Raw genomic sequence first — 21,117 nt, 5'->3', positions numbered from 1 at the left:
GTGAGGCAAATGCAGAACAAATTAAAATATGCTTGCATCGGTGCCGGAGGAATTGCGGACAAGAAGCATTTAAATGAATATTCAAAGCTTAATGCAGTAGAGATAACCGCTATATGTGATTGTGATATTGAGGCGGCAAAAAGGCTTGCGGAAAAGTACAAAATACCGCATGTATATACCGACTATAAAGCGATGCTTGCGGAGCAAAGGCTGGATTTGGTAAGCATTTGCACACCCAATTTTCTTCATGCCGAAATTTGTATAGATGCTCTGGAGGCAGGAGTAAATGTTCATTGCGAGAAACCGCTTGCACTTAATGCGGAGGAAGTACTGAACATTATAGAAGAAAAAAACAAAAGCGGAAAAAAACTTATGGTAGCCTTAAATAACAGGTTTACAAATGAAGCGGCTCATATTTATGAACTGATTGAAAAGGATTTCTTCGGAGAGATTTATCATGCAAAATGCGGTTGGAAGAGGAATAGCGGTATTCCGGGAATCGGAAGGTGGTTTACCGATAAAAAGCTTTCAGGCGGGGGGCCTCTTATTGATTTGGGAGTTCATTTTCTGGATTTGGCGCTATATTTTATGCAATTCCCCAGAGCTGTTTCGGTGTATGCCGCAACTTATTCCGCATTCGGACGGGATGCTGATAGAATAAGAGTGGGGTATAAAAGCATAAAGGACGGAGTTTTTAATGTTGAGGATACGGCAGTGGGCTTTATAAGGCTTGAAAATGATGCAACCATTGATTTCGACTTTAGCTGGGCCTCCAATATCGAAAAAGAACAAAAATATGTGGAGCTGTTAGGAACGAAGGGCGGATTATCCTTTGTCAATGGAGAAATAAAGCTATATTCTCAAATCGGGAATGCGTGCTATACTTTAACACCTGATACAAAGACAATTCCCTTGGCTCAAAATGAGTGTCGGCATTTTGTCGAGTGCATCATTAGCAATAAAGAGCCGTCAGCTTCAGTTGAACAGGCGTATGAGCTTATGAAGATTATAGATTCCGCTTATGACTCAGCCTCTAAGAAAAAAGAGGTTAGGCTTACAAGCAAAATGCAATTCGGAAAATATGGACAACGTATTTTGGCACAGAGTTATTAAAAGAATTATTTGTATTGCCGGAGGTAGAATATAGGTGGAACAAAAGCTCGGAAGAGATTTGACTGTTGGCAGCATCCCAAAGCATTTGCTTGTTTTTTCAATACCGACATTAATAGGAAATCTGCTTCAAACAGGGTACAGTATTATAAATACAATATGGATAGGAAATATAGTGGGGGAAGACGGCATTGGCGCAACTACTGTTACAACCTCGGTTATATTTGTAATAATAGCTTTAGCCATAGGCTTGACTACGGCAACAACAATTTTGGTATCCCAATATTATGGTGCGAAAAATTATGAAAAGGTCAAGCTTACAGTTAATAATTCGTTTATAGTTGCGCTTATAATAGGAGCAGTAATGACGATAGGTGGAATTTTGTTCCGTGAAACTATACTAAGATTCATGAATACCCCTGAGGAAATTTTTCAGTCAGCCAGCGGATACTTGAAGATTACACTTACAGGACTTATTTTATATTTCCTTTCAGCGCTGATTATTGCCATACTAAGAGGAGTGGGAGACTCCTTTACACCGCTGATTTTCACAGCTATAGGTGTAACCATTAACGCAGTGCTTGATCCCATGCTGATATTGGGAATAGGGCCCTTCCCCGAGCTCGGGCTGAATGGTGCCGCTTATGCGTCAATTATTGCGCAGGGGATAGCCTTTATGTTTTCTTTATATTACCTTAATCATAAAGAAAACTTTATTTCCCTTGATTATAAGAGATTGTTATTTGACAAGGAAGTGACGTTGAAAATTTGTAAATTAGGCTTGCCATTTGCTGTTCAGTCAGCGTTTGTGTCAATTGGAGGACTTTTTATTAATACCTTTGTAAATGCCTTCGGGGCTTCAGCCATAAATGCATACGGAGCTGCCTCAAGAATTGACCAGATTGCTTTTATGCCCGGACAGTCAATAGGTGCGGCGGTAGCTACGCTTACGGGACAGAATCTTGGAGCAAATAAGCCTGAAAGAATAAAATTGATTTTCAAGTGGAGCATAATATTCACGACTGTTTTCACTCTGGCGGTATCGGCATGTGCTGTAAGCCTGCCGGGCCACATACTTTCTATATTTGGTTTTGACAGCGGATCGCAAGGTTTTGATATAGGCATTGAATATTTAAGAATTGTCGGCTCCTCATACGTCTTTCTTTGTGTAATGTTTGCTATTGGAGGAATATTCAACGGGTCAGGGCTGACTACCGTATCCATGGCCTTGGCGTTATTATCGTTATGGGTTGTGAGGCTGCCTCTTGCTGCCGTTCTTTCAAAAACCTCCCTTGGCTTAAAAGGGATATGGCTGTCAATTGGTATCAGCTTTTTTGTAGTTATGTCGGTGGCTTTGATATATTACTATTCCGGCAGATGGAAAAAAGCGGCCTACAAGGTTATTAAAAGCGTATCTTAAATAGCTTGCCAATGCATTGCTTCTATAGTATACAGCGATAAAGATTTTACATGGAGGATATAACTTGATGGAAGAAATTTTTTTGACCCGTAAGGAATACATCTAAGAAAAGCGCCTGATGACATACCCGTGAGACATTTCCCCGCAAGGCGTCTTTTCGTTGTAGTTAAAAATTTTTGTAAGCAATTATATCCTCTATGTTTGTAAAATCTTTATCGTGTCCTATATAAATGCAGCATTATTTATGTAAAGGAGAATGAAATATGTATGATAAGTACATGGTCCTGAGAGAGGACATACAAAGTGTCATTGAAAACGGCGTAGGCACAGGCTTTGAAGTGAAGCTCCGTATTCCGTATTACAGGGGAGTTTTTTTAAGCCTTGTAGAAGACGTCACCGTTACTTTTAACAGCACTGTTTTTACGCGTGACCAGCTCAAATTTTCAGTGGGCGGGGACACTTATACCTTTGATGAGATGGCTACAATGTCAACGTTAAGGTGGGAATACGGTGAAAAGGCCACTGTATTTGTACCACTCAAGGGAGGAATTCCCCTAGGGCTCCATAGAATAGAGGTTTCGGTTACCATTCGTGTCAGTTATATGGGCGGAGGACGCCCATTCACTGTAGTTCTGGAAAATGTAAGCCCTATGGGGGGCTAAATAACCGATTAGGAGGGTTTTAACATGTCGATTAAACGTGGAGTTTCATTTTATAGCTATCAGCAAGCATATTACAAGGGTATATACAACCTTGAGGATCTAATCCGTATTACTTCCCAAGAGGCCGGCGCCGAGGGTATTGAGATTGTGGCGGAGCAAACGCCTGTGGGTAGCTATCCAAATCCGTCCGACGCAGATGTTGACAGGTGGTTTGGCTGGATGGATAAATATAAAACGAAGCTTGCCTGCATGGACTCTTTTATAGATTATTTAATGTTCAAGGGCAGGGTATGCACCTTAAAAGAGCAGGTGCAAATGATGGAAAGGGATTTGAGACTGGCGGCAAAGCTTGGCTTTCCCGTTATCCGTGTTTTGTGCCCTGTGCGCAAGGAGGTTGTGGAGGCGAGCATTCCCATCGCCGAGTACTGCAATGTAAGGATGGGGCTTGAGGTGCATTCTCCCATGATGATACATGCCAGGTGGATTGAGGAATACGTGGACATGTATGAGCGCTCCGGCTCAAAGCATGTGGGAATAATACCCGACTTCGGAATTTTTCAGAAAAGGCCTGCACGAAAGATGATTCAGGACGCACTAAAGCGCGGTGCTGATGAAAAGACTCTCATGTATATTTCGGAAGCCTTTGAAAGCGGGACGGATATTAATAAAATTATTCAGCAGCTCAAGCAGAGCAACGCGGGGCCGAATGAAATGCAGGTTGCCATGTCTCTGATACGCACGCGTAGAAGCAAGCCTGAGGATTTGAAGGATATTGCAAAATATATATTCCATGTGCATGGTAAATTCTACGATATGGATGAGAACTGCAATGAAACCTGTATAGATTATGAGACGCCCTTTAAAGTACTCAAGGAGATTGGATATGAAGGGTACATCAGCAGTGAGTTTGAGGGACAAGGCCTATACAAGGGAGAAGAGGAAGCAGATGAGCTGGAGCAGGTTAAGCGGCATCAGGTGATGCTCAAAAGGCTTATAGGAGAGTAGAACTTTTAAGGCTATATTTATATATAAAGCTATATTTAATAAAAAAACAATCGTTCCTTTGTAAGGAACGATTGTTTTTTAGCTTTATATTGTGTTTTTTACTCAATACGTCAACACCTCTAATCAAAGTTTTTAGTATGGAACAAATTTACATAGGTATTATAAAATTATAGTTTGAGATTAACAGAAGGACATATTTGCCACAAGCCAATTTCTGCACAAAGGTGAGACAATAATTGCCGGCATAATACCGCTTAAATGCTTGTAATTATTGCATAAGCAATAATTGTCTCTGTTTTCTGCAAAGTTTGGCGTGTGGGAGACATATATATATGTTAACCTCTATATGTAATTGCGCGTCACACATTCAACTAGAACTGTTATTGATAGTTTCCTACATTTCGGATTTTCTATATTTAGTACTTTTGGTAATTATGGCATCCATTAAAGGCGTGGAGAGATGCGAGGGGTCTCAAAGCAGATCTTGAGGGAGCCAATAAATAAAAGAAAGGATGAAAACTACTATGAAGCTAAGAAAATATTCAATTTTCCTTGCCTTGGTTATGATTCTCATGACATTTGCAGCTTGTGGCAACGGAGGGACTGACCAACCGGACCCATCGGGAACAGTTTCCAATTCTACAACGGGTGATGCACCCAATGAGGGGACTGCAGGCATACAGAAAGGTACCTCGTTTAAATACTGGGTTAATTACGATATGCCTTCTCATATGCCATGGAAGGACAGCCGCGGAGCTGCTCTGTATAATCAGCTCTACGATAACCTTCTCTACAAATACCAGATGAACCAGAACGACATTCGAGGCAATCTAGCCGAGAGCTGGAAAGTTTCCGATGACGGAATGGTATGGGTGTTCCAAATTAAGAAGGACGCTTATTTTACAAGCGGTAATCAGGTTAATGCGGAAGCCTTCGTAAAGACGTGGGATATTACTAAAGAATTTCAGCCCCGCTACTTCTCTGCTGTTAAAAGCTATGAGGCAACAGGTGAGTTTGAGCTCACCATCACTCTCAACAACCCCTCGGCAACATTCATTTACGATCTTCCCATGCAATCACTTTGCGGCGTTGTAGACCCTAAAGCCATCGAGCAGTATGGCTCTGAGGATAACAAGGCGGCTATTGGCTGCGGCCCGTATTATATAGAATCCTATACCTCAGGTAAGGGCTTTGTACTCAAAGCAAACCCTAACTATCACAACCCCGACAAAGCTCCGTCCATTGAGACGTGCGAGCTCGTGATTATACCGGACGAGAACACAGCTCTCATTGCGCTTATGAATGGTGATCTCGATTGCTTGAATACCGTAAATATCGAAGTGTACAACAACCTTAAACAGAAGGGCTGGGATGTTCTTGAAGTGGAGGATCGCGTAAATCCCTTCTGGTTCAACGCCCGTGAGGTTGAAATTTTCAAAAATGACGCAGTCCGTGAGGCTCTTTGCCACATGGTTGACTGGGAGGCAGCGTCACAGCTGGTGTATGACGGCAAGTATCCCGCCTCTAAGAGCTACTGGGCAGGCCCTGGCATGGTTCCATATTCCGACAAGTATAAGTATGACCCGCAGTTGGGACTGAAAATACTTGCAGATGCAGGCTTCAAGCCGGAGGATATCAAATTTACCATGCTGGCTGACCCCGACTTCACCAACCTCGAGATTGCCATTCAGGCACAATTAAATGAGCTTGGTCTGGTAAATGTTAAGACGGTAACTTATGACGGAGCTACCTGCTACGGTATGCTCAAGGGAGGCACATATGAAATGTTCCCCTGCCATAACGGCTACGGTGTCGAGTCGCCTCTTACGCCATTCTCCATGGGACTTACCCCACAATCAACCCAGCGTGTCATGTGGCTGGACTATATTAACAAGGATCGCTATGCTGAGGCTATGAAGCTTTATGAGGCAGCCAACACATCTGCTACAAATGAAGACTATCTCAAGAATGTTGAAGCACTGACTTCTCTTGTTCAGGATGAATGCCTTGCTATGGGCGGTGTTCAGGTTTATCGCTTCTACGCTGTCGCCAAGAATATAACAGGTGTTCATGTGGCTCCTATTACCGGGTATATGGATTTCTGTTATCTCAAGGTTAAGTAATAACCCGGCAGTTATGTTAAATGACCATAGGCTTAAATAATATTGTGAAGGGTACCGGCGAAAGCTCTGTCTTATCGGTACCCTTTGCGAAACTGATACCACAATCTAAAATATATAAAATGGTAGTTTCGGACTACTCCATTAGTTAAACGAGGTATTATATGATAAAATATACAATAAATAGGATTATTATGGTTCCCATTTTGCTTCTGCTTGTTGCTTTTTTTATATTTATTCTCTTAAATCTCTCAGAGTCAGACCCCGTTGTCCTTATGCTGCCCTCTGAATACACTCAGGCGGATTATGACGCAATGGAGGCTAAATTCGGACTTGACAAGCCTATGCCCGTTCAGTACTTCAACTGGGTTGTCAATTTTGTACAGGGTGATATGGGGACATCCTTCAAAACACAGGGGCCTGTTGCGGATGATGTCGGGTTCCGCATTCCCATAAGTCTCAAGCTGGCATTTATAACAACATTAATTATGGTGATTTTAGGAATTCCGTTGGGTGTCATGTGTGCTGTTAAGCAATATACGGCATTTGACAGCATTGTTAATGTTCTGGCTAAGTTTTTGGGGTCTATACCGGGTTTTTGGCTGGGTCTGATATTGATCATGACCTTCTCGGTAAATCTTGGATGGTTTCCGACATATGGAACGGGGACACTTCGTCATTGGGTCTTGCCTGTATTTACGCTGCTTTTGCCATTTCTCGCAAACTATGTCCGTCAGGTGCGCAGCGCGATGCTGGACTGTATAAGGCAGGATTACATCAGAACGGCACGCAGCAAGGGAGCTAAAGAGGGCTATGTAATTTTCCGTGAGGCCCTTAAGAATGCGCTGCTGCCTATTATTACGCTTACGGGAGGTATCTTTGCTACTATGATCGGCGGTGCGGTTCTTGTCGAAAAGGTTTTCGCCATCCCCGGCGTCGGCTTTAAAATTGTAGAGGCCATTAACAGCCGTGATATGCCTACGCTGCTGGCCTGTACCATGATACTTGCCATATTTACAATTATGGTTCAATTGATTGTAGATCTCTCGTATGCGTTGGTTGATCCGCGTATAAGGAGCAGCTTTGCGGGCAAGAAAAAGAGAAAAGAGACTAAGAAGCTTAAAGAGGAGGTGGCGTGACATGCTGAAAACTGAAAAAGCTGCCGCAGAACAACTGGTTAAAAGGGAAAAAAGTACAAAAAACAGTCAGGGCAGAGAGGTGTGGCATCGGCTAAGCTCACGTCCTGTGGCAATGATCGCCTTTGTGGGTGTGTCACTTTTAATTTTAATCGCTATATTCGCAGATTTGATAGTTCCGTATGAGATGGCCATTAAGCAGATAGCGACTGATAAATTAATGCCGCCGGGAAGCCCGGGACATTTGCTTGGCACAGACAATTTCGGCCGTGACATCTTCGCCAGGATTATACACGGCACCCGTACCGCGCTGCAGATTGGATTAATATCGGCGGCCTCTTCGCTTTTTATATCTGCAATATTGGCCTCCGTCTGCTCTATGCTGGGGGGAATTGTTGACAATATAATCATGCGTGTTATAGATGTAATAAGCTGCATACCCGGCTTGGTTGTTGCTCTTGCAATATGTGCCGCGCTTGGCAATGGGGTGCCGCAGCTTATTGTTGCGCTGACTTTCTCAGGATTGCCCATGCATACAAAAATGGTGCGAAGTGTGGCACTGACGCTGTCAAAGATGGACTATGTGGAATCTGCCGTGGCTTTGGGAGGGAAACCGTCATATATAATGTATAGACATTTATTTCCGAACCTTACCAGCATTATGATAATTAACGGTACAGCCCAGGTTTCCATGAATATTATGATGGGCGCTACATTAGGCTTTATCGGACTGGGAGTGAAGGCTCCTACGCCTGAATGGGGAACTATGCTTGCGAGCGGACTCAACTTCATGATGCGCAACCAGTATATGGTTCTTGTTCCCGGCTTGGTGCTTGCCATATCTGCGTTACTAATCAATACTTTAGGAGACTGCCTGAGAGATGCTTTCGATCCGCAGCTCAAGGGCAGAGCATAGGAGAAAGAATATGGGAGAAAAATTGCTTGAAATTAAAAACCTTAGCGTACGATACACTGCCGATAAGGTAGTCTCAAGAGCGGTAAACCAAGTGAATCTGTCAATAGACAAAGGAGAGGTGCTGGGCCTTGTCGGCGAGACGGGAGCGGGTAAAACTACAACTGCCCTGTCAATACTCGGCCTTCTGCCCAAATACACTTCAACGGTTGAGGGCGAAATCATATTTGACGGTGAAAACCTGAAAGGCGCAAGCGAAAAGAAGCTCCGATCCATCCGGGGCAGCCGTATATCAATGATATTTCAGGACCCCATGACCAGTCTCAACCCCGTCTTTAGGGTGGGTTCTCAGATTGCGGATGTCATAAGGTTTCATAACAGGAATATCAGTCATCATGAAATAAACCAAAGAGTTGATAACATCCTTAGTCTCGTTGGAATTCCGCCGTCCAGAAAGAATGAATATGCCCATCAGTTTTCGGGAGGCATGAAGCAGCGCGTCATGATAGCAATAGCTATTGCCTGCAACCCTGATCTACTCATAGCGGATGAGCCTACTACAGCACTAGACGTAACAATACAGGCCCAGGTTATTAAAATGATGCGCGGGCTGCAAAAGGAAATGGGCTCATCCGTTATGCTTATAACGCACGACCTTGGCATTGTGGCAAACTTCTGCGATAAGGTTGCTATAATGTATGCCGGAGAGATAGTGGAGTATGGCACTTTGGAGGATGTGTTTGATAAAAGCCGCCCTCATCATCCATATACAAATGGGCTTTTTAACTCCATTCCCAATATCACAGAGCGCACTAAACGCCTGACTCCGATAAACGGGCTGACTCCGCACCCTTCAGAGCTGCCGGACGGCTGCAAGTTCCATCCCCGCTGCCCAAAAGGCTCAGAATACTGTCAAAGCGGCGATAATCCGTCCAAGTATATAAACGGCACACATATGATACAGTGTCATCAGTTTGACAAAGGGGGTGCAATTCTGTGAGCGAAAAAGTACTGCTTGAATGCAAAAATCTTAAAAAGTATTTCGAAACGCCAAAGGGTATGCTGCATGCCGTCGATGATGTCAGCTTCAAAATTGGTGAGGGAAAAACCCTTGGCGTCGTCGGAGAATCCGGATGCGGAAAGTCAACTCTTGGAAGAACGATACTAAGGCTTCTACCTTCTACAGACGGAAAAATTATTTTTGACGGTAAGGATATAACTGATATAAAGCCAAAGGATATGACGGCACTTCGCCGACAGATGCAGATAATCTTTCAGGATCCCTTCTCATCACTTGACCCCAAGATGACAGTGTATCAAATTATTGAGGAGCCGCTGTGTATTCACAAGGTCTTCAAAAATAAGCAGGAGCGCACTGAAAGGGTTGCCGAGCTCATGGAAATTGTAGGCCTTGACAGAAGGTATTTTAACACCTATCCGCATGAGCTGGACGGTGGGCGCCGCCAGCGTATTGGCATAGCGCGTGCCCTTGCGCTTAACCCCAAGTTCATAGTCTGTGACGAGCCGGTGTCGGCACTGGATGTATCAATACAAGCACAGATTTTAAACCTGATGATGAACCTGAAGGATAAGCTGGGCCTCACATATATCTTTATTACTCACGATTTATCGGTTGTAAAGCATATAAGCGACGATATACTTGTACTTTATTTGGGTAAGATGGTTGAAATGACAAGCTCGGACAGCCTTTTTGAGGATCCTCTGCACCCATACACCAAGGCACTTCTTTCGGCAATACCTATTCCCGATATATCGCACAAGGGGAAAGAGGCAGAGATTATGAAGGGCGAAGTGACTTCGCCTATTGACCCGCCGGAGGGCTGCCGTTTTGCGGCGCGCTGCCCTAAAGCCACTGAGCGTTGCTTTAAGGAGATGCCTGAATTTATTGAAGTTAAGGAAAAGCATTTTGTGGCCTGCCATTTGTATAATTGACGCGGCTCTGCAAAAAGCTGTCAGTATTTATTTTTTATAGGTGGTGTAAAAATGGAACCGACATTTGAACAAAAGGTTAAAGAGCTGTGGGATGTGCAGGAAATAAAAAAGCTTATGGCCCGTTATGTATATTACGGATATGGACGTGCATGGGAAAATGTCCCTGGAATGTTTGCTGATCGTGATGATATTTGGATAGACTGCGAGGGCTTCGGAGTATTTGACGGCCCTAAAGGTATTGAGAAATTTTTTGTGGAATGGCATCATTCCATGGAGGGCGACGGAAAAGGCATGTTTGCGCTCCACCTGCTGACAACTGATATAGTAGAGGTTGCAGCCGACGGTAAGACTGCGCGCGGACTGTGGCTGTCGCCCGGTGCCGAAGGCCGCAAGGATGCCGGTACAAAAGAGCCGGAGGCCTTTTGGGTATGGGGAATGTATGCAATTGATTTTATAAAAGTGAACGGAGAATGGAAATTCTGGCATTTCAGAATACCTCATTTGCTGTTGTGTGATTACCACCACTCGTGGGTTGAGCTGGACAGGGTCAAGCTGGGAAGCCAGATTGCAAACGACGGACGCCCTGAAGCTGACAGGTCTTCGACCTTCGAGCCTACGTTCTTTGGATGTGAAAAGACGACTAATATGTTCTTTGAGCCTCCTCGCCGATACAATTCTGAGGAGGATCTAAAGGATTTCTGGGTAAAAAAATAATCGCATATTTTGGCTTAAGGCTAAAGGGAGTGTCTCGAAACTACTTTTTCGGTAGTGAGGGATACTCTCTTTATTTTGCTCAAGCTGTCTTTCCCGCAGTGTGAGAATCTTAAAAAATCTGAATAAATGTGAAATTTGCATCATTGTTAAGTGCTGAAAAATTATTTACAATTATTATATACCCTAATTATTTTACGGGTGAATTTATTTATAAAATAATATGTTATTATATAATTTGCAGGTATTACACAAATATATAGTAACAATTTTCAAGCTGCCATTTTTTCATTAAAACAATTGTCTCACCCCTGACCCCTCTCTTTTCTTTAAGCCAATTATTCAAATAAAGAGCCACAAAAAATGTCTTACAAAGGTAATGTTATGACACGCCTGAAATTGGGGACTATGATAAGCTATAATCAGTTAATAAAATTGCCATTATAAATTTTGGCTCGGGGCAACAATAATATAACGGAGAGGAGCGTTCACATATGAAAATAGGCTGTAGTCTGGATTTGGTTGACCTGCGCTATCAGGAGCCGAACCGTAACAAGAGGGAAAGCCAGTACTATTGGGAAGAGCTGTATAAGATGATATCTGCTGCGGGGTTTAAGGGGATTGAGCTTCCTTACGAACCGTATTGGGATTTTGGAGGGCGTACAGGGATACCCTTTACCTTGTACACGGTAAAGGCTGCATACGGATCAGTAAAGAAATATGTTGAATTCTTGAACAACTCAGGTATAGAAGAAATTGCGAGCATTCATTTCAATCCTACCATGTTCATTGGAAAGGATCTTGACAGGTATTTCGGGGCATTTATGCATTTTGCCGTACAGGCAGTGGAGTTCGCGGCACAGGCCGGAACAAAAACGGTAATTGTTACCCCTACTCCCGATATAGGGGAGCTTCAGCTTAATGTAAGCGTGGGACAGGGCGAATGGCCGGTATGGGTAGAGGACTTTCTGAAAAGGACAAATGAGACTCTTGCCAAGCTGGGTGAAATAGCTTCAAAAAGCGGTGTGAAGCTTGCTATAAAGAATGAATTCTGGAGTCTTGCCCACGGCGGGAGGATAGATGACTTCCTTAAGGTGCTTGAACCGGGGCTTGTAGGCTACAGCGCAGATACAGCACATCTTTCCATAGGACGCACAAACCCTGCGGATATAATAAAGAAATACAAGGACAGACTGGACTGTGTGCAATTTTGCGACACAGCATTTGAAGACGTTGAGGATTACTACAAAAAATTTAATCCCGAATATCCTGCAACCGGCACTCAGAAGGTTTTCTGCGATATGGGGCAGGGCAAGGTGGATTTACCGGGCATATATAACACTCTTAAAGAGTGTGGGTATAACGGCTGGGTGATTTGCAGCTGCAGACAAACGGCTGATGTTATGAGAGCATTGCTCAGGATGAGGTATCATCTGGACAATGTAATTTTGAAGGCGTAAGGGGGCATGTAAAATGGAAAATTTAAAATACTCATATATGATGCACTGGAAGCTGATACCGTATAAAAAGATAGAGAATTTCAGAGATTTCTATTATATAGACCGCAGCAACAAGGCATATTTCTCTGACTGGGACAAGATAGTCAAATATCATGTCGGAGCCGGATATAAGGGAATAGAGCTGATGCCCTTCGAGCGCCATCAGATGAAAACACTCTTCGGGTCAATTCAGAACTTCGTGGACTTCATAAAAGAAAGAGGCCTTGAGGGAATATCGGGTATGTTTCACGGGCTGGGGGAATCGTTCGACAGATCTCAGCATAAGGCGATGATTGAGGAGGCTCAGGAAATAATTGACGATACCTATGCCTTTGGCGGTGAGCTTATCAATTTATGCCCTGTTGCCAATTACAACAGAGTAGGCCCTTTGTCCACCGAGCAATTAAAGGCTATTGCCGAGGTGGTTGATGAAATAGGAAAAAGGGCTCTTGACAAAGGGATATCGGTTTGCCTGCACAATGAATTTTTTTGTGCCACAAACACGGAGAATCATAATCAATTTTTGGAAATGACAGACCCGCGGTATGTATTTTACTGTCTTGATACGGCTCAGGTGGCTCTCATGGGAATTGACCCGGTTGAGTTTTACGATAAATACCATGACAGGGTAAAGACCTTCCATTTGAAGGATACCGCTTCGGCGCCTCTCCCCGACAGCGTAAGACATTCTCAGGACCCAGAAATTCAGCCTGACGGCCATCGCTGGTTTTGGGAGCCGGGTGAGGGCGACTTGGATTTCAAGAGCTTGTGGAAGCTGCTGAAGAAATACAATCAAAAGGGCTGGGTAACCATAGAAACTGACGGAACTCCTGATTTGCTGGCATCCATGGTGCTTACAAAGTGGTACATCGACCATGAGCTTTCACCTATTTATAAATAGTATAAAAATACTTTTCGTTGAAGATAAGGAGGTCTTAAGCCATGAGAAGGGTTAAGGTTGGAATTATAGGCTGCGGAGTGATAAGCGGCATTTATTTGACCAATATGACAACAAGATTCAACAAACATTTGGAGGTGGCAGCATGTGCCGATATGTTTGTTGAAAAGGCAAGGGAAGCTGCTGAAAGGTTTAAAATCCCCAAGGCCTGCAGTGTAGAGGAATTACTCTGCGATTCCGAAATTGAGATTGTAGTGAATCTTACCATACCGGCGGCGCATTATGAAGTAAATATGGCGGTGTTGAACGCCAGTAAGCATGTGTATTGTGAAAAACCGCTGGCTCTTACAATGGAAGAAGGAAGGAAGATTGCTGAATTAGCGGCGGCTAAGGGACTGCTTGTTGGAAACGCACCCGATACATTCATGGGAGCCGGCATACAGACCTGCAGAAAGGCTCTGGACGAAGGCTGGATAGGAAAGCCGCTTGTTGTAACTGCCAATATGGTTTGCCACGGCCATGAGGCATGGCATCCTGCTCCTGAGTTTTACTATAAAAAGGGAGCAGGGCCCATGATGGATATGGGGCCGTATTATATAACGGCACTGGTTTCTCTTCTGGGGCCTATTAAAAGGACTATGTGCTTTGCGAAAAAATCCTATGACCAGAGGACAATTACAAGCACCTCGCCTCTTAAGGGGAAGGTAATAGATGTAGAAGTGCTTACACACTATTCGGGCATCATGGAGTTTGAAAGCGGAGTAGTGGCAAATATAAACATGAGCTTTGATATGTGGAAATCAAAGCTGCCGTGCATAGAAATACATGGCACCGACGGTTCAATGGCCGTTCCCGATCCCAACATGTTCGGAGGGCCCGTTAAGATCATAAGAGGAGAAAGCATGATTGCGGCCGTCGATGGACTTAGTACCGGAGAAGCGGTGATGAAATTCCACTCGCCTGAAGTAGCGGATTTATATAAGGAAGTACCTATGCCGTACTATTATGTTCACAACAGCAGGGGCTTAGGAATACTGGATATGGCTTATGCCATAGTCAACGGCAGGAGGCATAGAACAAACGCAGAGCTTGCATATCATGTGCTTGAAGCACTTATAAGCTTTGATATATCCGCAAAAGAAGGCACCGTATATAATATGAAGAGCACCTGTGAAAGACCCGACTCAATGCCTGTAGGCTTGTCAATGGGAGAATTGGACTAATATCTATTTAAAAACCTTTATTAATTTAAAGGGGAAATCGTGAAGCCGTTCAAACGGTTATGATTTCCCCTTTTAGATATTTAGAATCATCTCACTTCTCATTTCTCACCTCTCACCTCTCACTTCCACATTGATAGCCGGAGACGGCAGAAAGGGCTGCTAAAGATCCGCCGCATGTCTGAGGCTGGAAGGAGTAGAGCCTTTAAGCTCCTTGAAGGCCCGGTTAAAGGTGCGGAGGCTGTTATAGCCGCATTCATAGGCTATATCGGTAACGGACATTGTCGTAGTCTCTAAAAGGTTATGTGCTTTTTCCACCCTTGTTTTATTAAGGTAATTTTTATAGGTTAAGCCGGTAACGCTGCTAAAAATCCGTGAGAAATAAAAAGGGCTGATTTTAAGATACTCGGAAATTTCGTCCAGGGATATATCCTGCGAATAATTATTTTCTATATATTTCATAGCGCTTTGAACCAGCGTTATACTTCTTGGGCCGGCTGTATTTCCATCTAGCTCAATAGCCGACTTGGGTATATGCCTTGAGAATAATCCAAAAAGCTTTATTAGGTCTGCTTTGACAAATAGCTTGTAATCATGTCTTTGTGCGCTCATCTCTTTATAAATGGAGTCTATGCAGTATGTCATTTCATTAAGAGCGGATGCTTCCAATTTTAATTCTTCCACTGCGGCACTATCCAATAAGGGAATTGTAGACTGCTTATATGCTGACAAATCAACTGCATTCCCCAAAAGCTCAGGGCGAAAAATGATTGTCACAACAGTTGAGTGCATACCTTTACTGTTAAAATAATGAAGATCTCCCACACCGCAAAAGGCTATATCACCCTTTTTCAATACCCTGTATTCCGAATTTCTTCCCATACCGACGCTTCCTTCGCACACCAGCGAGAGCTCATATTCTGGATGCCAGTGGGGAAGAGAGGTAGCATCGGTGAGCTTCTTTGCAATAATTGGGAAGTTTGGAGAGTAGCCTGTGTTTTCATAGAATGCCATAATCAGTTACCTCCTATGCTTTATTAATATAGTTTTGTGACACAAAGCTTTTCTTTTTAGCTATGGAAATTATTAAAAATGACATCAGGGAATATAAAAATAAAAGAACCGCGGTTAAGGTGTAGATTCCTCTGGCGGAAAAAGAAGGCACCAGATGGCTTAATACTGAAGTGAAAATGGGCGCCCCTGACATGCCCAGACTTATAGATGACATAAAAACTGCCGTTACAAATGTGTTGGATGCCCCGGAGGAGGCTGAAGCGATCATGCTCATGAAAGCTGCGACTGAAAGCGCCGAGCCTGAGCCTAATATTAATGCCGCAAGCATCATTATGCCGGCTTGGTGTGTATTGGCGGCTATAAATATACCCAGCCCCGCCAGAAAAATGGCCAAAGTAACCACAAAGCGGTTTAAAATTCTGGAAAGCTTTCCGAAATAAAGTCCGGCCATTAACCCGCCTACACTGGTAAACATAGTAATAATACCTGTTGTGGCCGCATTTCCTATTCCTTCGCCTGTAATTAAGAAGGAAAGCCTAGCGGTGAATACCGAAATGAGTAAGGCTGCTGCAAACACCAGAAAGCAAATAACAAGCTGCCTTTTAGAAATAAGGGCTGTGCTTTTGTTTTCAGCCTTGTTTTCATGCTTATCCTTACCGGGCAGGTAAAGCATAACCAAAGTAATAACCAAAAGCCCTATGAAAAAAATAGAAAAGTTCAAATGCCAGTTGATGGCGCCGAGCAAGCCCCCCAATACGTAATAAGTAATGGAGCCAATGCATACGAAGGTTCCTTGTATTCCAAACAGATATTCTCTTTCGGAGCCCTCAAAAAAATCGACAATAAGACTTACCATAAAAGGAATAACCAAACCAACACCAATCCCTGTAAAAATACGGACAATGAGTATCAAATAAAAATTGCTGACAAACATGGGGATTATTCCGCTAACGGTAGTAAGTGTAATTCCAAATAGCAGAATTGTTTTTTTAGAAAGCTTTTCCGAAAGCTTTCCGCTGATAAGAGAAGCAGGAACAGTAAAAATAAACGGCAGCGAAAGCAGCTGCATAACCAATACCTCACTGACATCAGGGAACGCCCTTTTTATGTCGGCAAGAACAGGCGATATGCCTGAAATAATTGCTTGAAGCATTGATATGGAGAGAATGGAAAGCATTAATGTATATTTTTTCATAGCTGCTCCTGTATCCTTTCACAAGGTTAAACATAGAATTGATAGCTATTAATATACATTATTAAAAATACAATTGTCTTGCCATTTATTATTTTTACATGGACAGAATTTGTTCAAGGTAATTTTAGACATGAGAAATTATAAGTATATGAGAGATATTATTTCAGGTCTGCGCTTTCGCCCAAATAAAACAGTATCTTTACAGATATCAGGATTTCTGCCAGCTCATCGCCATTTTCCAAATTGCTTCCTATTATATTTTTGATTTTATCTACCCTGTAAAAAAGGGTATTTTTATGAATGTGCAGCTCTGCGGATGTCTTTGTGGGGTTTTTCAGGTTCTTTAAGTAATGATACAGTGTTTTCAGCAAGACCGTATCGTTTTTTTTATCGTATTCCAATAGTACACGCACTGTCGGACAGCAGAAATTCCAAAGGTTTTCATGCTCGCCGCATAATTCTATCATATGAAATATCGAATAATTTTCATATTTAAATATATATTTACTGTCATTTAGCTTCACGCCAAGCTCAGAGGCCTTAAGAGCCTGCTTGTAATATCTCTGGATTTCCCATATGTCTGAAAAGCATATGCTAAGGCCTGCTATTTGATTTATATTACTAAGGTACGCTTCCAGCTCTTGGAACTCATATTCAGTTATATGAGTATTTTTAGGACGGCTTAAAAGAAGCACTATGGTATCCCGGTATATAACATATATGCTCCCCGGCAAAAGCCTTATCAGCTGTTCTGCGATATTGTGCCTTGCCTTGGAGGATTTGTAGCCTTTTGGGCTTGTTGCCAGAACATAGAGGTTTTCTTTTAATGTATATCCCAGCACGCGGAATCTTTGATGTATGTCCTTTATATTGCCTACCTTATTTTCCAGCATATCGGCGAGTAAATTTGAGTATACAAGGCCCTTGTTTTCCTTGTACAGCTCATTTTTTTGCAGCTCCTGCGAGACAATGTTTCCAAGGTTGTATAACAGCTTATAGTCATTTTCAGAAAATTTTCTATTAAGCTCGTAAAGTGCAATATGGGCTACCTCAATCTGATGAATACTGACCGCTACAATCAGCATACCCTTGCCTGTGGCTTTATTGCTTAAGTAAAAGGGATAATTGTTCTTTCTCACCTTTTCATCCAAACGGCTTTTTTTAATGCTCTGAACGTTTTTATCAAGTATATAACCGAGATTTAATTCCTCCTGCAGGTCAGGATCATTAGTAAGTACCATTTTTGATTTTGCGATGTATTTAAAGCTTGTATCGACTATAAAAACAGGGTTTTCAAATATGGCTGAAGCAACGTCGGTTATGTATTGCAGCCCCATTTCCGAAAACAGCGCGTCGAGCAGCAGCTTCATATCGGATATAATTTGCTGGTCTTCTATAAATAACTGCTGCAGCTTTTCAAAAATAAGCTCTGCGTCAAAATCCTTTTTAATCAAAATAAGATTTAAATTGTTTTTAGTAAAAAAATCCGAACGAATTTCCACGTCACAATAGCTGATTATATTAATAACAGTGTCATCAGGCAAGACTTCAGGAAGCTGTGACGCATACCCATAATAAATTATATGCGGTAAAAAAACCTGTTGTCCTTTAGACAGCATTTTATACCCGAGCAGCTCCACTGCAAAGTCAGATTCAACACGTATTTCAAACTGCATATCGCCTAAGCGGGTTATTAAAAGGTGTAAATCCATATTATCATTCCTTTATAATTAAACCTAAATATGTCTATATTCTCCTGCTATGGAAGCGTGAAAATATCCTTTGTGTTCTCAACACAATCAAAGCAGTAATTATGCATAGAAATTTGTGCGGCAATACGATGAATAAGCTTATTTAATTATATACAATTAAGATAACGTAAGCAATGGGAAGCACGAAATTCATAATATTACCCTATCGGTTCATTGTGTTAAAAATCTAAAATCTGAAACTTTCAAAAGAAAAGAGGTAAATATCATCATGAATTTAAATGAAGAGGTATTGGAATTAATCATCAAAAAAGCTTCAGAACTTTTTAAAAAGGATGCCGGCAGCTTGAACGGAGGCACTATGTTTGTGGAAGAGCTGGATGCCAAGTCGGTGGATTATGTAAAAATTATTGCGGTATTAGAGGATGAGTACGGCGCAGAGATTAATTTTATGGAATTCAGAAGAAAAAAGACGTTAGGTGAGGCTGCTGATTACGTTGCAGGTCTTTGCGGCTGATAGCAGAGTTCTACTTTGATAAATAATTCAAAGCTATATATAATACTGAAAGGGGTACAAAATGGCTGAAAATTTTGAGAGAATAACCAAAAAAATTAAATTCGGCGATGAGGAAATAGAGTGTATTTACCGAAAGGCAAGAAAGCCTCTCACAAAGGAAGAAATTGAAGCGAACAATGGCGAGGTTACCTTTGCCTTTTGCCCGGAATTTAACCAGCGTACTTACATTGCGGAGCCGGGAATTATATGCGAGCAGGACGTTGCTGTAAAAATGAGGGATGGAGTAATCATATATGCGGATATATACCGCCCTGAAGGGATGACCGATATACCTGCCATAATATCATGGAGCTTTTTCGGAAAGCGTCCCGGTGACGGTCAGGATGAATGGAAGATAATGGGGGTGCCGCCGGGAACTGTTTCAAACATGGCTAAATTTGAATCCCCCGATCCGGGCTATTGGTGCCATCGTGGATACGCTGTGGCAAATGTTGACTTAAGAGGCTGCGGGCACTCGGAGGGTGATTTGCAGGTATTTGGCACACAGGATGCCCGTGACGGATATGATTTTATAGAATGGCTGGCAAGTCAATACTGGTGCAATGGTAAGGTGGGTATGAGCGGCAATTCGGGAGTTGCCATGACACAATGGAGAATAGCGGCGGAGCAGCCTCCGCATCTGGCGTGTATAGCTCCCTGGGAAGGCACCGGCGACGTATACAGAGAGTCGGCGTTTGACGGCGGTATTCCCGCATATGCCTTTATGGAGGGTGTTGTAGGGTTTACCACCGGGGAGGGCTATATTGACGATATGATAGCTATGGCTCAGAAATACCCTCTCATGAATGCTTACTGGGAGGATAAGATTGCGAAGTTTGAAAAGGTAAGGGTGCCGGCTTACATAACGGCAAGCTGGAGCCATTTCCACCTTCGCGGGGCAATTAACGGTTTCAAAAAAATACGCTCAACAAAGAAATGGCTGCGCGCGCACAGGGAGTTTGAGTGGCCGGATGCATACTGCTCTGAAGGGCTTGAGGATTTAAGGCGATTCTTCGACCGCTATCTTAAGGGCATACGCAATGGTTGGGAGCTGACGCCTAAAATACGCCTGGAGGTTATGGATGCCTATGATTATGACTATCAGACAAACCGCCCGGAAAAGGAGTTTCCTCTTGCCAGAACTCAATACAAAAAGCTCTATCTTAACGCGGAGAAAAAGTCTCTTTCATTTGAAGAGAGCGGCGTAGAGTCCAAGGCTTGCTATGATGGCAATACAGGTGAGGTTACTTTTGATATAAAATTTGAAGAGACTACGGAAATTACCGGGTTCATGAAGCTCCATGCATGGGTGGAGGCAGACGGACATGACGATATGGACATATTTGTTACAATTCAAAAGCTGGATGATGAGGGTAATTTTATACCGACAAAGGTATTGGGTGAGCCTCACCCCGGTGCGTGGGGCAAAATGAGAGTTTCGCGCAGGGAGCTTGATCCCAAGCTTTCAACAGACTATCAGCCTGTTCAGGCCCACCGCAAGGAAGAAAAGCTAAAACCTGGAGAAATTGTCCCGGTGGAAATAGAAATATGGCCGCACAGCAGAATATGGCACAAGGGACAGCAGCTTCGCCTGCATTTAGCGGGACGTTATATCCGCGAGGGCTGGTTTGAGAGGCTTGAATGGGAAACTGACAACAAAGGGAGCCATGTGATTCATACAGGCGGCAAGTACGATTCATTCCTGCAAATACCGGTTATACCTCCTAGGTATCAGGCCGGAGACTATATATATCGCTAAACTGAAATGTATATGATGCGATAAAGATTTTACAAACATAGAGGATATAATTGCTTACAGAAATTTTTAATAGCAACGAAAAGACGCCTTGCGGGGAAATGTCTCACGGGTATGTCATCAGGCGCTTTTCTTAGATGTATTCCTTACGGGTCAAAAAAATTTCTTCCAGCAATTTATATCCTCCATGTAAAATCTTTATCGTGACTTATATAGAAGCTTGGAATTCATTATATACGG

18 protein-coding genes are annotated in these 21,117 nt (G+C 42.9%); 15 read left to right on the top strand and 3 right to left on the bottom strand.

The window, feature by feature from the left end; translation table 11 throughout:
- Positions 1 to 9 precede the first annotated feature (9 nt).
- The 13 genes from DFR58_RS11455 (at position 10) to DFR58_RS11395 (ending at position 14,650) form a co-directional block, all read left to right on the top strand.
- Entirely contained in the window at positions 10 to 1,113 is a 1,104-nt protein-coding gene (locus DFR58_RS11455) for a Gfo/Idh/MocA family protein (RefSeq protein WP_114297987.1), read from the top strand.
- A gap of 34 nt (positions 1,114 to 1,147) precedes the next feature.
- Positions 1,148 to 2,530, top strand: coding sequence for an MATE family efflux transporter (locus DFR58_RS11450; protein ID WP_114297986.1), 1,383 nt, complete (start codon positions 1,148 to 1,150; stop codon positions 2,528 to 2,530).
- 263 nt (positions 2,531 to 2,793) lie between these two features.
- Positions 2,794 to 3,192 (top strand): C-glycoside deglycosidase beta subunit domain-containing protein, encoded by a 399-nt coding sequence (locus tag DFR58_RS11445; RefSeq protein WP_114297985.1) that lies wholly within the window; start codon positions 2,794 to 2,796, stop codon positions 3,190 to 3,192.
- A gap of 24 nt (positions 3,193 to 3,216) precedes the next feature.
- A complete protein-coding gene (locus DFR58_RS11440; protein WP_114297984.1) occupies positions 3,217 to 4,197 on the top strand; it encodes a sugar phosphate isomerase/epimerase family protein in 981 nt (326 codons plus the stop codon).
- A gap of 524 nt (positions 4,198 to 4,721) precedes the next feature.
- Positions 4,722 to 6,320 carry an ABC transporter substrate-binding protein gene (locus DFR58_RS11435; RefSeq protein ID WP_170138133.1) on the top strand — a complete coding sequence of 533 codons (1,599 nt, stop codon included), beginning with the start codon at positions 4,722 to 4,724 and terminating at the stop codon, positions 6,318 to 6,320.
- A gap of 161 nt (positions 6,321 to 6,481) precedes the next feature.
- On the top strand, positions 6,482 to 7,456 hold the full coding sequence (locus DFR58_RS11430) for an ABC transporter permease (protein ID WP_114297982.1): 975 nt from the start codon (positions 6,482 to 6,484) through the stop codon (positions 7,454 to 7,456).
- A 1-nt stretch (position 7,457) separates the two neighbouring features.
- On the top strand, positions 7,458 to 8,369 hold the full coding sequence (locus tag DFR58_RS11425; RefSeq protein ID WP_114297981.1) for an ABC transporter permease: 912 nt from the start codon (positions 7,458 to 7,460) through the stop codon (positions 8,367 to 8,369).
- 10 nt (positions 8,370 to 8,379) lie between these two features.
- Positions 8,380 to 9,366, top strand: coding sequence for an ABC transporter ATP-binding protein (locus DFR58_RS11420; protein WP_114297980.1), 987 nt, complete (start codon positions 8,380 to 8,382; stop codon positions 9,364 to 9,366).
- A complete protein-coding gene (locus DFR58_RS11415) occupies positions 9,363 to 10,319 on the top strand; it encodes an ABC transporter ATP-binding protein (RefSeq protein ID WP_207659220.1) in 957 nt (318 codons plus the stop codon). Before DFR58_RS11420 ends, DFR58_RS11415 begins: the two co-directional genes overlap by 4 nt.
- A gap of 51 nt (positions 10,320 to 10,370) precedes the next feature.
- The gene (locus tag DFR58_RS11410) at positions 10,371 to 11,033 is read left to right on the top strand and encodes a nuclear transport factor 2 family protein (RefSeq protein WP_114297979.1); all 663 of its coding nucleotides are present in this window, start codon (positions 10,371 to 10,373) and stop codon (positions 11,031 to 11,033) included.
- 491 nt (positions 11,034 to 11,524) lie between these two features.
- Entirely contained in the window at positions 11,525 to 12,490 is a 966-nt protein-coding gene (locus DFR58_RS11405; RefSeq protein ID WP_114297978.1) for a sugar phosphate isomerase/epimerase family protein, read from the top strand.
- A 13-nt stretch (positions 12,491 to 12,503) separates the two neighbouring features.
- Complete coding sequence (locus DFR58_RS11400) at positions 12,504 to 13,430, top strand: sugar phosphate isomerase/epimerase family protein (RefSeq protein ID WP_114297977.1); 927 nt, start codon at positions 12,504 to 12,506, stop codon at positions 13,428 to 13,430.
- 41 nt (positions 13,431 to 13,471) lie between these two features.
- Positions 13,472 to 14,650 (top strand): Gfo/Idh/MocA family protein, encoded by a 1,179-nt coding sequence (locus DFR58_RS11395; protein WP_114297976.1) that lies wholly within the window; start codon positions 13,472 to 13,474, stop codon positions 14,648 to 14,650.
- 159 nt (positions 14,651 to 14,809) lie between these two features.
- On the opposite strand, the gene DFR58_RS11390 is transcribed toward DFR58_RS11395, so the two are convergent.
- From DFR58_RS11390 to DFR58_RS11380, 3 genes are all read right to left on the bottom strand, one after another.
- The gene (locus tag DFR58_RS11390; protein ID WP_114297975.1) at positions 14,810 to 15,661 is read right to left on the bottom strand and encodes an AraC family transcriptional regulator; all 852 of its coding nucleotides are present in this window, start codon (positions 15,659 to 15,661) and stop codon (positions 14,810 to 14,812) included.
- Positions 15,662 to 15,674: 13 nt separating this feature from the next.
- Entirely contained in the window at positions 15,675 to 16,856 is a 1,182-nt protein-coding gene (locus DFR58_RS11385; RefSeq protein WP_114297974.1) for an MFS transporter, read from the bottom strand.
- A gap of 158 nt (positions 16,857 to 17,014) precedes the next feature.
- Positions 17,015 to 18,568: a PucR family transcriptional regulator gene (locus DFR58_RS11380; protein WP_114297973.1), complete on the bottom strand. Its 1,554-nt coding sequence runs from the start codon at positions 18,566 to 18,568 to the stop codon at positions 17,015 to 17,017.
- A 268-nt stretch (positions 18,569 to 18,836) separates the two neighbouring features.
- On the opposite strand from DFR58_RS11380, the gene DFR58_RS11375 reads away from it, so the two are divergent.
- Both DFR58_RS11375 and DFR58_RS11370 read left to right on the top strand, forming a co-directional pair.
- Positions 18,837 to 19,082: an acyl carrier protein gene (locus DFR58_RS11375; RefSeq protein ID WP_114297972.1), complete on the top strand. Its 246-nt coding sequence runs from the start codon at positions 18,837 to 18,839 to the stop codon at positions 19,080 to 19,082.
- Positions 19,083 to 19,143: 61 nt separating this feature from the next.
- On the top strand, positions 19,144 to 20,880 hold the full coding sequence (locus DFR58_RS11370; RefSeq protein WP_114297971.1) for a CocE/NonD family hydrolase: 1,737 nt from the start codon (positions 19,144 to 19,146) through the stop codon (positions 20,878 to 20,880).
- Positions 20,881 to 21,117: the final 237 nt, after the last annotated feature.

Source organism: Anaerobacterium chartisolvens (genome assembly GCF_003337415.1).
Taxonomy (GTDB): domain Bacteria; phylum Bacillota; class Clostridia; order Acetivibrionales; family DSM-27016; genus Anaerobacterium; species Anaerobacterium chartisolvens.
Note: the sequence above shows the minus strand (reverse complement) of the source record. Positions and strands in the feature narration are given on the sequence as shown.